15 protein-coding genes and 1 riboswitch are annotated in these 14,011 nt (G+C 37.4%); of the genes, 11 read left to right on the plus strand and 4 right to left on the minus strand.

What is annotated here, in order from left to right; all coding sequences use genetic code 11:
- Window positions 1-2: 2 nt before the first annotated feature.
- Both ABDJ41_RS16630 and ABDJ41_RS16635 read right to left on the minus strand, forming a co-directional pair.
- Window positions 3-569: a DUF1572 domain-containing protein gene (locus tag ABDJ41_RS16630; RefSeq protein WP_349787202.1), complete on the minus strand. Its 567-nt coding sequence runs from the start codon at window positions 567-569 to the stop codon at window positions 3-5.
- Between the two features lie 42 nt (window positions 570-611).
- Window positions 612-1,784, minus strand: coding sequence for an MFS transporter (locus ABDJ41_RS16635; protein ID WP_349787203.1), 1,173 nt, complete (start codon window positions 1,782-1,784; stop codon window positions 612-614).
- 221 nt (window positions 1,785-2,005) lie between these two features.
- Between ABDJ41_RS16635 and ABDJ41_RS16640 the strand changes: the two genes are divergently transcribed.
- A complete protein-coding gene (locus ABDJ41_RS16640) occupies window positions 2,006-2,347 on the plus strand; it encodes a YtxH domain-containing protein (RefSeq protein WP_349787204.1) in 342 nt (113 codons plus the stop codon).
- 51 nt (window positions 2,348-2,398) lie between these two features.
- On the opposite strand, the gene ABDJ41_RS16645 is transcribed toward ABDJ41_RS16640, so the two are convergent.
- Window positions 2,399-3,643, minus strand: a complete 1,245-nt coding sequence (locus ABDJ41_RS16645) for an MFS transporter (protein ID WP_349787205.1) — start codon at window positions 3,641-3,643, stop codon at window positions 2,399-2,401.
- 44 nt (window positions 3,644-3,687) lie between these two features.
- Window positions 3,688-3,775, plus strand: a riboswitch (TPP riboswitch).
- Window positions 3,776-3,836: 61 nt separating this feature from the next.
- Between ABDJ41_RS16645 and thiS the strand changes: the two genes are divergently transcribed.
- Genes thiS through ABDJ41_RS16695 form a run of 10 tightly spaced genes read left to right on the plus strand, consistent with a single transcriptional unit; the run spans window position 3,837 to window position 12,239 of the window.
- A complete protein-coding gene (gene thiS / locus ABDJ41_RS16650; protein ID WP_349787206.1) occupies window positions 3,837-4,040 on the plus strand; it encodes a sulfur carrier protein ThiS in 204 nt (67 codons plus the stop codon).
- A 47-nt stretch (window positions 4,041-4,087) separates the two neighbouring features.
- Window positions 4,088-5,971: a phosphomethylpyrimidine synthase ThiC gene (gene thiC / locus ABDJ41_RS16655; protein WP_349787207.1), complete on the plus strand. Its 1,884-nt coding sequence runs from the start codon at window positions 4,088-4,090 to the stop codon at window positions 5,969-5,971.
- Between the two features lie 37 nt (window positions 5,972-6,008).
- Window positions 6,009-6,614: a thiamine phosphate synthase gene (locus ABDJ41_RS16660; RefSeq protein ID WP_349787208.1), complete on the plus strand. Its 606-nt coding sequence runs from the start codon at window positions 6,009-6,011 to the stop codon at window positions 6,612-6,614.
- 17 nt (window positions 6,615-6,631) lie between these two features.
- Complete coding sequence (locus ABDJ41_RS16665; RefSeq protein ID WP_349787209.1) at window positions 6,632-7,396, plus strand: hydroxymethylpyrimidine/phosphomethylpyrimidine kinase; 765 nt, start codon at window positions 6,632-6,634, stop codon at window positions 7,394-7,396.
- A 12-nt stretch (window positions 7,397-7,408) separates the two neighbouring features.
- Window positions 7,409-8,053 (plus strand): thiamine phosphate synthase, encoded by a 645-nt coding sequence (locus ABDJ41_RS16670; protein WP_349787210.1) that lies wholly within the window; start codon window positions 7,409-7,411, stop codon window positions 8,051-8,053.
- Window positions 8,054-8,080: 27 nt separating this feature from the next.
- Window positions 8,081-8,842, plus strand: coding sequence for a thiazole synthase (locus ABDJ41_RS16675; RefSeq protein ID WP_349787211.1), 762 nt, complete (start codon window positions 8,081-8,083; stop codon window positions 8,840-8,842).
- Between the two features lie 5 nt (window positions 8,843-8,847).
- On the plus strand, window positions 8,848-9,960 hold the full coding sequence (gene thiH / locus ABDJ41_RS16680; RefSeq protein ID WP_349787212.1) for a 2-iminoacetate synthase ThiH: 1,113 nt from the start codon (window positions 8,848-8,850) through the stop codon (window positions 9,958-9,960).
- An 18-nt stretch (window positions 9,961-9,978) separates the two neighbouring features.
- On the plus strand, window positions 9,979-11,016 hold the full coding sequence (locus tag ABDJ41_RS16685; protein ID WP_349787213.1) for a ThiF family adenylyltransferase: 1,038 nt from the start codon (window positions 9,979-9,981) through the stop codon (window positions 11,014-11,016).
- Window positions 11,017-11,067: 51 nt separating this feature from the next.
- Window positions 11,068-11,394 carry a hypothetical protein gene (locus tag ABDJ41_RS16690; protein WP_349787214.1) on the plus strand — a complete coding sequence of 109 codons (327 nt, stop codon included), beginning with the start codon at window positions 11,068-11,070 and terminating at the stop codon, window positions 11,392-11,394.
- On the plus strand, window positions 11,391-12,239 hold the full coding sequence (locus ABDJ41_RS16695; RefSeq protein WP_349787216.1) for a CvfB family protein: 849 nt from the start codon (window positions 11,391-11,393) through the stop codon (window positions 12,237-12,239). Before ABDJ41_RS16690 ends, ABDJ41_RS16695 begins: the two co-directional genes overlap by 4 nt.
- A gap of 46 nt (window positions 12,240-12,285) precedes the next feature.
- On the opposite strand, the gene ABDJ41_RS16700 is transcribed toward ABDJ41_RS16695, so the two are convergent.
- A complete protein-coding gene (locus tag ABDJ41_RS16700) occupies window positions 12,286-13,986 on the minus strand; it encodes a GMC oxidoreductase (RefSeq protein ID WP_349787217.1) in 1,701 nt (566 codons plus the stop codon).
- Window positions 13,987-14,011: the final 25 nt, after the last annotated feature.

A 14,011-nucleotide genomic window follows, 5' to 3' on the forward strand; every position in this document is an offset into this window, starting at 1 on the left:
CACTACTTTTTCTTGATAAACTCGGTAGTAAAATGCTCAGTATGCTTAGGTTTTGCAAACTTTTCTGCATTGTAAACGTCTGACTGTCCTCTTGGAATTGATAACGACACCCAATCTTTGCCACGTATCATTTTGCCAATAAAAACCATTTGTCCAACATGGTAGGGATAATGCGCCAGTTGTCTGTTAATAGCTTCCATAACAGTATGGCCCATATTGCGAATAAAAACTTCTTTTACAAGATCTTGATTCCTTAGAGAATATATGGTATCAAGCAAACATTTCCAGCCATCATTCCATACTTTCAACACCTCTTCCCTGGTAGATAGATCATTATCAAACTCAGATTCTCTATTTCTAGTTTCTTTCTCACCATCAGTTGTAAGGAAGTCAGTCCACCTGGATTTCATATTACCTGATATATGTTTAACGATAGTAGCAATACTATTGCTTTCCTCATTATATTGCCAAAACAGCTTTTCTTCAGGAACCTGATTTATAGTCTTATCACCCAAAAGCTTATAATATTCAAATTGCTTTTGTACACTTGATAGATAATCTGTTTCCATAATTTAATGTGTAGAATTTACACTGTTAAAATTACGAATTTCTTAATTCAGTTTTATGGGGGTAGCAGCTAATCTTTTATTTCTAGAAATCAATATCCAGGCAAATACAGCACCAGTTAAGGCCATCAATACTCCTACAGCAACAGGTGATGTGTAACTATATCCTGCAGCTAAAGGTAAACCACCCAAAAAAGCACCTAATGCATTGCCAATGTTAAAGCTTGCCTGGCTAGCAGAAGCTGCAAGCATTTCTGATCCTTTTGCTGTATTAATCATCAGCATTTGAATAGGTGCAGCCAAAGCAAATGCTACAGCACCGGTAACAAAAGTCATTATCAATGCAAGCATTTGATTAACAGAAATAAAATGAACAATTGATAAAGTTACTGCCATTGCAATGAGTAAAGATACAGAAGCCTTTGCAGGAGAAAACTTATCTGCCAACTTACCTCCAATAAAGTTACCTACCATCATTCCCAATCCGGCAAGCACTAAAACATAAGTAATAGAATCCGGAGAAAAACCACCTACATCAGTCAGCAAAGGCGCTATATAACTGTACCAGGAGAATAAACCTCCTGTTCCTATGGCAATCATCAATATAATAAGCCAGGCCTCCGGCAGTTTAAAGAAACTCAGTTCTTTTTTAAGATCTCTATCCTTTGCTGCTGGCAATGTAGGCATCCACAATTTTAAACTCAATAAAGTGACGAGGCCTACGATAACAATGATCACAAATGTATATCTCCAGGAATAGTTATGACCAATAAAAGTACCTAGAGGCACTCCAATTACATTGGCAATTGTTAAACCTGCAAACATCAAAGATACTGCCTGTGCTTCCTTTCCTTTTTCAGCAAGCTTACTGGCCACTACTGATCCTACACCAAAAAATGCTCCATGAGGTAAACCTGCTAGTAAACGAGCAATAAACATGGTTGTATAATCGGGTGAAAAAGCAGAAAAGGAATTAAAAGCTACAAACATTAACATCAGTGCCATCAATATCTTTTTTGGAGGATAACTACCTGCAATAGCTACTAATAAAGGGGCACCAATAACCACACCTAAGGCGTAAGCAGAAATCAAGTGTCCAGCCTGGGGAATTGTAATCGCTAAGTCTTTCGCGATATCAGGCAATAAACCCATCATAACAAACTCCGTAATGCCAATCCCCAGTCCACCAAGGGTTAATGCTAGTAAACTTTTTTTCATCTATTTCAAGTAGTAGTTAGTGTAAAAAATACACGATGCAAAAATAGAGAATAAATTAGCCCTGTTTAGTCTTCAAAAGGTAAAAGTTTAAGGCTGTTTGAAATCGCAAATGCTTCAGTATTAAGAAAAATAAATCACTTTCTCATTTTTTTCAAAACACTACTACCCTATATCTGTTTAGTTATTAATGAAAGTGTTTTCATCCATTAAAATAAATAGTTATGAATTATAGAAAATTAATTTCCGACCACTTTTCAAACATGCCAACGCATAAATCCAGTGATAAATCTGGAGCAATTGTGGCTTTATTAGCAGGTCTTGCAATTGGCGGAGTATTGGGTGTGTTGTTCGCCCCGGAAAGTGGTAGAAAAATCAGAGGGAGAATTTCGGACAAAGCAATGAATGCAGCTGATACTGTTAAAGAAGGCTTTAATTCAGCGAAGAACAATGTAAAAAACAAAGCACAAGAAATAAGTCAGGAATTTGAAAATTTCAAAAGCGAGACAAAATCAGATGTTAAAAATGCTGCGGATAAAGCAAATGAAAAAATCCAAAATGCTTAAAAACACCTAATAAACGAGTAACAAAAACACAAAAGCTTTCAAATGAAACAGCTAAACCGTTTCACTTGAAAGCTTTTGATGTTTAAAAAACATCCTGGTAATCGGGATTAATAAAGCGCCACATAGTGCAAAAATGATAAACGACACCCTCAAATTGAAAGCATGTGCCAGATAGCCTATTAATGGAGGCCCAAGTAACATTCCTGTAATAGAATAAGTTGCAATAATAGAAATTGCCATTCCTGCTGAATATTTCTTTGAAGCACCTGCGAGAGCATAAGACATTGGAATAATTGCCGCTGTGCCAAACCCTACTAATGAAAACCCTATCATAGCGGGCCAGAAATATGGAAAGATAGTGGCTAATCCGATACCAGAAATAATGAACACAGCACTCATGATATAAGTTTTTGGCATCCCAAACCTGGAAATAATAATATCAGATAAAAATCTTGATGTGGCCATAAAGGTCATAAAAATGAGATAACCGTAAGTAAAGATCTCTACCTTAATGATCTCCTGAAAATAGATTCCACTCCAATCGAACATCCCACCCTCACATATTGCACATAGAAATACAACTGAACCAAGATAAAAGATATAAGGATCTGGCTTACTTAATATCAGCTTATTACCCGTTTTAGCCTTATCTCCATGCAGCAAAAACTGATAGGAATACAGTGTAATTAGTAACATCACAATAGCAACAGCTATAAAATGATGTTGTATGGAAACATTTAACTCCAATAAAAGAGTCGATAAAAGTATACCTGCTATACCTCCCATACTCCAATAGCCATGAAAGGAACCCATTATTTTCTTATCAAACCGTTTTTGCAGGGTTATAGCCTGAGTATTTACAGAAATATTAAAAATCCTTGTTGTAAAAGCAAATAAAACAACAGCAACAACCAGGCTAAAGGTATTATATGAAAAACCAATCAGCGCCAACGAAAAGGCATTAAGGCCATATCCTACTGTTAATGGAACTCTGCTATTGTATTTGGAAACCAACCAACCGGAGAGTGGTAGTCCCAATAATGAACCAATTGGTAACGCCAGCAAAAGGCTACCCAATTCAGCTTCATTGAAACCAAAAGCGGTTTTAATAGTGGGGATTCTGGATGCCCAGGTTGAAAAACTTAACCCTGACATGAAGAAAAAAAGACTTAGAAAGAAACGATGTTTTGTATTAGAAATCATTGCATTGTAATTGCACTGCAAATCTAATAATTCATTTTCGACGAATTTCAATGAAGTGTCAGCATCAGGTAAATCCTCAGATATTAACATCATTATTTTAAAAATTTGGCTTTAAGAATATAATAACATAGCTTTACAAAAAACTTTAGGGGTGCCTTGCGCTGAGATATACCCTTTGAACCTGATGCAGTTAGTACTGCCGAAGGGAAAAGTAGAAGCAAATCTATTGCTATCTTTTCGAGCCGTCATGGGCTGTCTCCTATAGTTTTCCAAAATTTTACAGATTATGGAGATAACTATAAATAACAAAAATCATCAATTTAATCAGTCCTGCTCTATAGCAGAAATGATCGCTGTTATGCTACCTGGCGAAGTCAAAGGCATTGCAGTTGCAGTTAATCAAACCATCATTACAAAATCCGACTGGCCCCACCATTTCTTAAAAGATGGTGACAGGGTTACACTCATAAAAGCTACTCAAGGCGGATAAACACCTCCTATTCACTCATTTTAAATCACATCTTTTAGTATAACAACATGAAAACTGAAAAGACTCCAAACCAAGAAGTAATCAGCAGAAGTCCATTCCCCGCTTCCCGTAAAGTATTCGTTAAAGGCCAGCTACACGATATCAGTGTAGCCATGCGCGAGATCACTTTGAACGATACAAAAATTCATAATGGTTTCGGGTTAACAGAAACTAACCCTCCAGTAACTGTATATGACACCAGCGGACCTTATACAGATCCTAATGTCCATATTGATGTTAAAGAAGGTCTACCTAGATTAAGAGAAAAATGGATAACCAACAGAGCAGATGTTGAACAACTTGAACATATTTCATCAGATTATGGACAACAGCGCCTGGCCGACAACAAATTGGATGTACTAAGATTTTCTCATCTTAATAAGCCCTATAAAGCTAAAAATGGGATGAATGTATCACAAATGCATTATGCTAAAAAAGGCATTATTACTGCAGAAATGGAATACATTGCCATCAGGGAAAATCAGCGCATAGACATACTGAACGAACAATTAGGTGACCAGTACGATGTTATGAACCACCAGCATAAAGGACATAGTTTTGGTGCCAATACCCCAAAGGGATATATTACACCAGAGTTTGTGCGTTCGGAAGTAGCCGCGGGTCGTGCGGTTATCCCATGCAACATCAACCACCCCGAACTTGAACCAATGATCATAGGACGTAACTTCCTGGTAAAGATCAATGCTAACATTGGCAATTCAGCTGTTACTTCATCCATTGAAGAAGAAGTTGAAAAAGCGGTATGGGCATGCAGATGGGGTGCTGATACCATTATGGATCTTTCTACTGGTAAAAATATACATGAAACAAGAGAATGGATTATCCGTAACTCCCCTGTTCCAATTGGTACTGTTCCTATTTACCAGGCGCTCGAAAAGGTGAACGGTAAAGCAGAAGACCTGACCTGGGAGTTGTTTAGAGATACATTAATTGAGCAGGCAGAACAGGGTGTAGATTACTTTACTATACATGCAGGTGTCCTGCTGCGTTATGTGCCTTTAACCGCAAAGAGAATAACAGGTATTGTATCTCGAGGTGGCTCTATTATGGCTAAATGGTGTCTGGCACATCACAAAGAGAATTTTATATATACTCATTTCGAGGAGATCTGTGAGATCATGAAAACTTATGATGTAGCATTTTCATTGGGAGACGGATTAAGACCAGGCTGTATTGCTGATGCAAATGATGAAGCACAGTTCAGTGAACTGGAAACCTTAGGCGAGTTGACTAAAATAGCATGGAAACATGATGTTCAAACCATTATTGAAGGCCCCGGACACGTACCAATGCACCTGATTAAGGAGAATATGGAGAAACAGCTTGAACATTGTTCTGAAGCTCCTTTTTATACTTTAGGCCCACTAACTACTGATATTGCACCTGGATATGACCACATTACATCAGCTATTGGCGCTGCTATGATCGGTTGGTTTGGGACTGCAATGTTGTGCTATGTAACTCCTAAAGAGCATTTGGGTTTACCAAATAAAAAAGATGTTAAAGATGGTGTAATTACCTATAAAATTGCTGCACATGCTGCTGATCTGGCTAAAGGACATCCTGGTGCTCAATACAGAGATAATGCATTGAGTAAGGCTAGATTCGAATTTAGATGGGAAGATCAGTTTAACCTTTCTCTTGACCCAGATACAGCCAAAGAGTTTCATGATGAAACGCTACCTGCTGACGGCGCCAAGATTGCCCACTTCTGTTCAATGTGCGGCCCTAATTTTTGCTCTATGAAAATCACACAAGATGTGAGAACTTATGCTGCAAATCAAGGCATTGATGAACAGGAAGCAATTAAGAAAGGAATGGCCGATAAGTCTAAAGAGTTTACTGAAAAAGGCAGTGAAATCTACCTGTAATCTATAAAGCTATAAACTTTTCAAAAGTCCTCTTAAAATGTCTTTAATTGTTATTTCTGAACCAATTTGTTTTAATCAAGAAAGTAGATTGATCAATCTGCTATTCGATGCTGGCTTAAATGTTTTTCATTTAAGAAAGCCAGGTATTGATTGTTCAAGATATAAAAAGTTGATTTCTGAAATAGATGATAAGTACCATGACAGAATCGCTTTACACCAGTTCCATCATTTGCGTCGGGCTTTTCCATTAATAAAACGGTTGCACTATGCCGAACAACTTAGAAAGACCAATTCTCATGGAGAATTTGATGAACTGGAGGGTTACACTTTAAGCACTTCAGTTCATCAATTAAATGACTTAAAAGAACTAAATAGCTTTGATTATACTTTTTATGGGCCTGTGTTTAACAGCATATCCAAACTGGGGTACACTGGCCTGTCTAAAGCTAATTTGATGCTTCCGGATCAAAATAGAAAAGCTAAAATTATCGGATTGGGAGGAATAACTCCTCAAAATATTCAGGAGATAAAGCAACTAGGATTTGATGGTGCAGCAGTTTTAGGCACAATATGGCGAGATAAAAAAGCTGCAATTATAAATTTTAAATCATTATTAATCAGATACAATAAAAATTTCAAATAAAGCACAACATCAACAAAATGGAATTTACAAAAGCACTACGTCCATATGTAATGAGCATTGCAGGATTCGATCCAAGCGCTGGTGCTGGGGTTCTGGCAGACATTAAATGTTTTGAGCAACAGGAAGTTTACGGCTTTGGAATTTGTTCAGCATTAACGATTCAGACAGATATCGATTTTTTTAAAAATGAATGGCTGAATGCTCCTCAAATTATAGAGCAAACTGCACCACTTCTATCTCGTTTTAAAATAGCTGCTGTAAAGATCGGTTTGATTAAAAACATCTCTGTTTTAATGGAAGTGATTAGTCATTTAAAAAAGCAGCAATCGGATATAAAAATAGTAATGGATCCTGTATTGAAAGCAAGTGCTGGTTACGATTTCCATGATTGGGAGAATGGCTTAAAACAATTGCTTCCTGTATTAAAACAAATTGATTTGATTACTCCGAACTACACTGAAATGCTTCGTTTGGGTGGAGATAATGAGGTATATACTACAGCTAAAATATGGTCTGCCCATTGCCCTGTTTTACTTAAAGGCGGACATAGTGCTAAAAATATAGGTACAGATTATTTATATGTGGATGATCAGATACATGAATTACACCCCGGCACAACAAGCATCTATCAAAAACATGGTTCAGGCTGTGTTTTATCAGCAGCAATTACAGCGTCCCTAGCTAAAGGGAAGGAACTTTTAGAAGCATGTACATCTGCAAAAGTAAGCACAGAGCATTTTTTAAACAGCAATGAGTCCCTTCTAGGCTACCATAAATTATAATACAAACAATAAATGATCAACAGACTACACTATATATCCCCATTAAATTCACAATTAAAGGCCATTGAAATGGTATTACTGGCTGGTGGCAAATGGATTCAATTGAGGGTTAAAAACCAAACTGAAGATGAGGTTTTAGCTTTAGCCATCGAGGCAGTCGCATTATGTAAAAAGCATGGTGCTAAACTTATTATTAATGATTATCCTCTGGTTGCATTAAAAGCTGGTGCTGACGGCGTTCATTTAGGTTTAGATGACATGCCTATTGCTGAAGCAAGAACTATTCTGGGGCCTGAAATGATTATCGGAGGTACAGCTAATACTCTTGTTCATATACAGTTAAGAGTCGACGAAGGTGCTGACTATATAGGTTTAGGCCCATATAGATTCACCAGCACTAAAAAGAATTTAAGTCCGATAATTGGTTTAGAGGGCTATGTTTCCTTAATGAAACAGGCAAAAGATATCGGAATCAAGACTCCTGTTATTGCTATTGGTGGAATTGAAACAACCGATATTTCCGCATTGATAGCAGCAGGAGTGTATGGCATTGCTATTTCAGGAGCACTGACCACCAACCCTGAGCACACTCCGGTCATCCAGAATTTAGTTCATTTTCTATTACGAAATTCTGAACAATCATTAAACCTGACGTAAAATAATCCATCCTATTAATTTAAAAAGATGTTAAAAATAGCAGATAAAACTTTCAATTCGCGACTCTTTACAGGCACAGGTAAATTCAGCTCAACTTCAGAAATGGAAAAAGCCCTATTGGCCTCAGCTTCTGAATTGGTTACTGTTGCACTTAAAAGAGTGGATATGCAGAGAAATGACGATGATATCTTAGCACATTTAAACCACTCTCATATCAATGTACTTCCCAATACATCCGGAGTTCGAAATGCAAAGGAAGCCATTTTTGCAGCACAAATGGCAAGAGAAGCTTTACAAACAAACTGGATAAAGCTGGAAATTCATCCTGACCCTAAATATCTGATGCCCGACCCTATTGAAACATTAAAGGCTACTGAAGAATTGGCAAAGCTAGGATTTGTCGTATTGCCATACATTCATGCCGATCCTGTTTTATGCAAGCGTCTGGAAGATGTCGGTACTGCCGCTGTAATGCCCCTCGGATCACCAATTGGTAGTAATAAGGGTTTAAGAACAATTGATTTTCTTGAAATTATCATCAGTCAAAGTGTAGTCCCCGTAATTATAGATGCCGGCATAGGCTCCCCCTCCGATGCAGCAAAAGCAATGGAAATTGGTGCTGATGCAGTTTTAGTGAATACAGCTATTGCTGTTTCCGGTAACCCAACAAAGATGGCACAGGCTTTTAAAATGGCTGTCGAAGCTGGCAGGATGGCCTATGAAGCTAGGTTGGGTAATGTAGCTGTACAGGCCATAGCAAGTAGTCCGCTCACCTCATTTTTAGATTAACAACCATGGGTACTTTTAACGATATCTTTGAAAAATGTGATTGGAATAAAACCCGTAACAGCATCTATAACAAAACAGTATCCGATGTTGAGCAAGCCTTGACTTCCAGTAAAAGAACTCTGGAAGATTTTAAAGCTCTAATTTCACCTGCTGCTGCCCCATATCTGGAACAAATGGCAGGGATTAGTCAGCAGCTAACATTAAGGCGTTTTGGTCGCGTTGTTCAAATGTATGTACCTCTCTACTTATCAAATGAATGCAATAACATTTGTACGTATTGTGGCTTTAGCTACGACAACAAGGTAAGACGAAAAACCTTGTCACCCATAGAAATCATGCAGGAAGTAGCTGCAATTAAAAATATGGGCTTCGATCATGTATTACTGGTTACCGGAGAAGCCAATCAAAGTGTTCATACTGATTATTTTAAAAAGGTATTGGAATTGATCAGGCCTCATTTTGCACAAATATCGATGGAAGTACAGCCTCTTGATCTTGAAGATTATGAAGAATTAAGGCCTTACGGCTTAAATACAGTATTGGTTTATCAGGAAACCTATCATCAGGAAGATTATAAAAAACATCATCCTAAAGGGAAGAAATCAAATTTTCAATATAGGCTTGAAACGCCCGACAGACTAGGTCAGTCAGGTATCCATAAAATGGGACTTGGCGTATTAATTGGCCTGGAAGACTGGCGTACTGACTCATTTTATACAGCCCTACATCTCAATTACCTTGAAAAAACATATTGGCAGAGTAAATACAGTATTTCTTTCCCCAGATTAAGGCCTTTCAGCGGTGGGTTAGAACCTAAAGTTGTCATGAGTGACAGAGAACTGGTTCAATTGATCTGTGCCTATCGATTGTTTAATGAAGAAGTAGAACTATCAATCTCTACAAGAGAGTCTGAAGTATTTAGAAACAACATTGTTAAACTTGGAATCACATCAATGAGTGCAGCATCTAAAACAAATCCTGGTGGCTATACTGTTGAACCGCAATCATTAGAACAGTTTGAAATATCGGATGAACGTAGTGCTTCAGAAATCGCTGAAATGATCTCGGAACAGGGATATGAAGCGATATGGAAAGATTGGGACAATATTCTCGTTTAACAATAGAATGTAATGGTCATGACCCCAACAAAGAATTATAAAAGATACAGCAGGCAGATTACGCTTGACGAAATTGGTTTAGAAGGACAGCAAAAGCTTCAGAATGCAAAGGTATTGGTTATTGGAGCTGGAGGATTGGGCTGCCCCTTACTTCTATATCTTGCCGGAGCTGGAGTTGGTCACATCGGGATTATAGATCATGACCTGGTAGACGAGACTAACCTCCACCGTCAGATCCTATATCATATCTCCGATATCGGGAAGCATAAAGCTGATGTCGCGGCTGCGAAACTTCGATTGTTTAATCCAGATATAGACATTGATTCATATGCTTTTAAGCTTACAAAGGAAAATTCTACTTCATTAATCAGACAATATGATCTTATTATTGATGGTTCTGATAATTTCCTGACACGTTATCTTGTTAATGACACTTGTGTTAAGTTAAATAAACCTTTGGTATTCGGTTCAATACTACAGTTTGAAGGGCAGATATCGGTCTTCAACCTTAATGGTGGGCCTGATTACAGGAGCCTTTACCAAGAACCCCCTCGTCCCGAAGCCACTGGCAATTGTGGCGAAAGTGGTGTAATAGGTACGCTTCCTGGTATTATTGGCAGTTTAATGGCCAATGAAGCCATTAAAGTAATCTGCGGTTTTGGAGAGGTGCTTTCCGGACAGCTACTCCTGTTTAATGCATTGAATAACGAAATGCAATGTTTCAAATTTGCAACTCCAACAATTAAACAGGCTTCAAAAATTAAAAAAATAGTCTATTCTACAACTGCAATGGAGATCAGTTTAATGGAATTGGAGCAATGGAAATCTCAAAAAAAAGAATTTACACTAATAGATGTCAGGGAAACTTATGAATTCGAAGAAAACAATATTGGTGGAATCAATATCCCTCTTTACGAACTAAATAATCGGCTTGATGAAGTTTCTCTGCATAAAAAAATAGTTTTCTGTTGCTCATTGGGTAAAAGAAGTAAAATAGCCATACAATTATTAAAAAATAAAGCAAATGCTGAGCTCTACTCAGTAATTTTAAAATAAGTGAGATATTTTTACCAACTTATATATGCTTCTGTATAGACTTGTGGTAATATGAAAGCAAACATCCAAAACAAAGAACTATTACCAAAGAAATACAGAATCGAAGAATGTATTGAGAATCTAAAGAAACATGAATATCACATTGTACTTAAGGCTATTCCAGGTATTATTGGCAAAGGAATGAGCACTTTTTACAATTACAGGGATATCCAGATTGACGATAAACTTGATATTCCCTACAAGATTGCCCGTAAATTGGAAATTTTATTCGGTCTGGAGTATGGAGGACTAGAAACCAGAAAAACTGTTGGTAAACATTATAGTCAAATTGTTGAAGCACATAAAAAACAACGGGAGAATACTACCTTTGTAAAATGATAGCAATAGGACAATACAACGACCTTAGAATTATAAAAAAAACTGAAGAAGGGCTGATTTTAACCGAAGGTGAAAAAGAAGTACTTCTACCCTACGTTGATGTTCCGCAGAATGTCGAAATTGGCGACAACCTGAATGTTTTTGTTTTTATGCAAAAAGATGGCAGATTACAGGCTACTACAAAAAAACCTTATGCCTGCGTTGGCGACTTTGCATTCCTTACTGTTGTTGATGAAGCTGAGGATGGTGGTGCATTTATGGACATTGGCCTGGGCAAAGATATATACGTTCCTAAGCGCGAACAGAAACGTCCAATGTTTAAAGGAGACAAACATGTAGTTTATGTTTTTCTGGATGAAAGCAATGACCGTATGGTAGCTTCCTCTAAACTGGTAAATTATGTAGAAGAAGAAGATATTGACCTTGAAGAAGCTGATGAAGTTAGTTTATTAATTGTAGACAGATCGGATTTAGGTTATAATGCCATTATTGACAATAAATATATTGGCCTATTATATACCAATGAGCTCTTTGATGAATTGAATCCTGGTGAAACACGTAAAGGATGGATTAAAAAGATTCGTGTTGAAGGTAAAATTGACTTAAGCTTACAACCTATGGGTTATGGTCATATACTGGAAACAAAAGATGTTTTGTTGGCAGACCTGAAAGAAAGTGGTGGCGTAATCTCATTGGGTGATAAAAGCTCTCCAGATGATATTTATTACCGCTTTAAAATCAGTAAGAGTGCTTTTAAGAAAGCTATAGGTGGCTTGTATAAAGAAAGATTGATAACTATTTCTGATCATGAAATCAAGCTTCTTGTAGACCACGAAGCTGAATAAAATATAAAAAAAGCGATAAGAACAATTCTCATCGCTTTTTTTACTATTAGATATTCTTTTTCTTCAGTTCTTTTACTGCATAATCACATGCACGTGCAGTTAAAGCCATAAAAGTTAACGAAGGGTTTTGACAAGCAATTGATGGCATACAAGAGCCATCTGTAACAAATACATTATTTACTTCATGCATTTGATTCCACTTGTTCAGAACAGATGTTTTTGGATCATTACCCATTCTGGCAGTTCCCATCTCATGAATTGCCATTCCCGGATAACACCCTCTGTCGTAAGTTTTGATGTTCTTCATACCAGCCGCTTCAAGCATTTCCGCAGCATCGTTCATCATATCTTTACGCATCTTCTGTTCATTCTCTTTGTACTCGCAGTCAATAGCCAATACAGGTTGTCCCCATTTGTCTTTCTTGGTTTTATCGATATACACCTTATTTTCATAATAAGGAAGCATTTCACCAAAACCACCTAGCCCCATAGTCCATGCTCCAGGAGTACTCATTTGCTCTTTAAAGTCATTACCAAAAGCAAGCTCAGCTATATCACTTTGCCAGTTCTTGCGGCTAGCACCTCCTTGATAACCAAATCCACGTAAGTAATCACGTTTATCATTACCTACATTCTGATATCTAGGCACATAAATTCCATTTGCCCTACGACCAAAAGTATATTTATCATCAAAACCTGGCGCTTCACCAGAGGCACCACAACGGAAATGGTGATCCATAAGATTATGTCCCAATTGTCCACTACCATTACCCAATCCGTTTGGATGTGCTTCTGAAGTAGAGTTTAATAAAATAAATGTTGATCCTAATGTAGAACCATTCACAAAAACAATTTTAGCATAAAACTCCATTGTTTTGTTTGTCTCCGCATCTATAACCATTACTCCTTTGGCCTTTTTTGTATTCTTATCATAGATGATATGATTTACGATAGAATAAGGCCTTAATGTTAGTCTTCCTGTTGCTTCTGCAGCTGGTAAAGTCGATGATTGAGTGCTGAAATAAGCCCCGAACGGACACCCGCGACTACACAAGTTTCTGTATTGGCAATTACCACGACCTTTATGCGGAACCGTTAAATTCGCTACACGACCGATAGTCAGAATCCTTGTTCTTTTATAGTGTTCTTCTATGCGTTTCTTAACAGATTTCTCTACGATATTAAGATCCATTGGTGGAAGAAACTGTCCATCTGGTAACAAAGGCCAGTTTTCATTTTGCCCGCTAATTCCGGCAAAACGTTCTGTATAATCATACCATGGAGCCAGATCCTTATAACGGATTGGCCAGTCATTACCATGCCCATCTTTAGCGTTATCTTCAAAGTTGTGATCACTAAAACGATAACTTTGACGACCCCACATTAATGATTTACCTCCAACATGGAAACCACGATACCAGTCAAAACGTTTATCTTCAGTATACGGGCATTCTAAATCATTTACCCACCACTTCTCATTATATTCTGAATATGGATAATCCCTTTTCTGAACCGGATGCGTTCTTTTTTGTTCTTCAGTCAGTCGGCCGGCATGTTTAAACTCCCATGGATCTTTCATCGCCGTATCATAATCTTTCACGTGTTCTATATTCATTCCACGCTCCAACATCAATACCCTTAAGCCCTTTTCTGTTAATTCTTTTGCAGCCCAGCCACCACTAATCCCAGATCCTATTACAATAGCATCGTATGTATTTTCCTTTTTTAAATCGGTATTTATATTCATGATTTATTCTATCCTTAAAATTAAA

Source organism: Pedobacter sp. ASV1-7 (genome assembly GCF_040203335.1).
Lineage (GTDB): Bacteria > Bacteroidota > Bacteroidia > Sphingobacteriales > Sphingobacteriaceae > Pedobacter.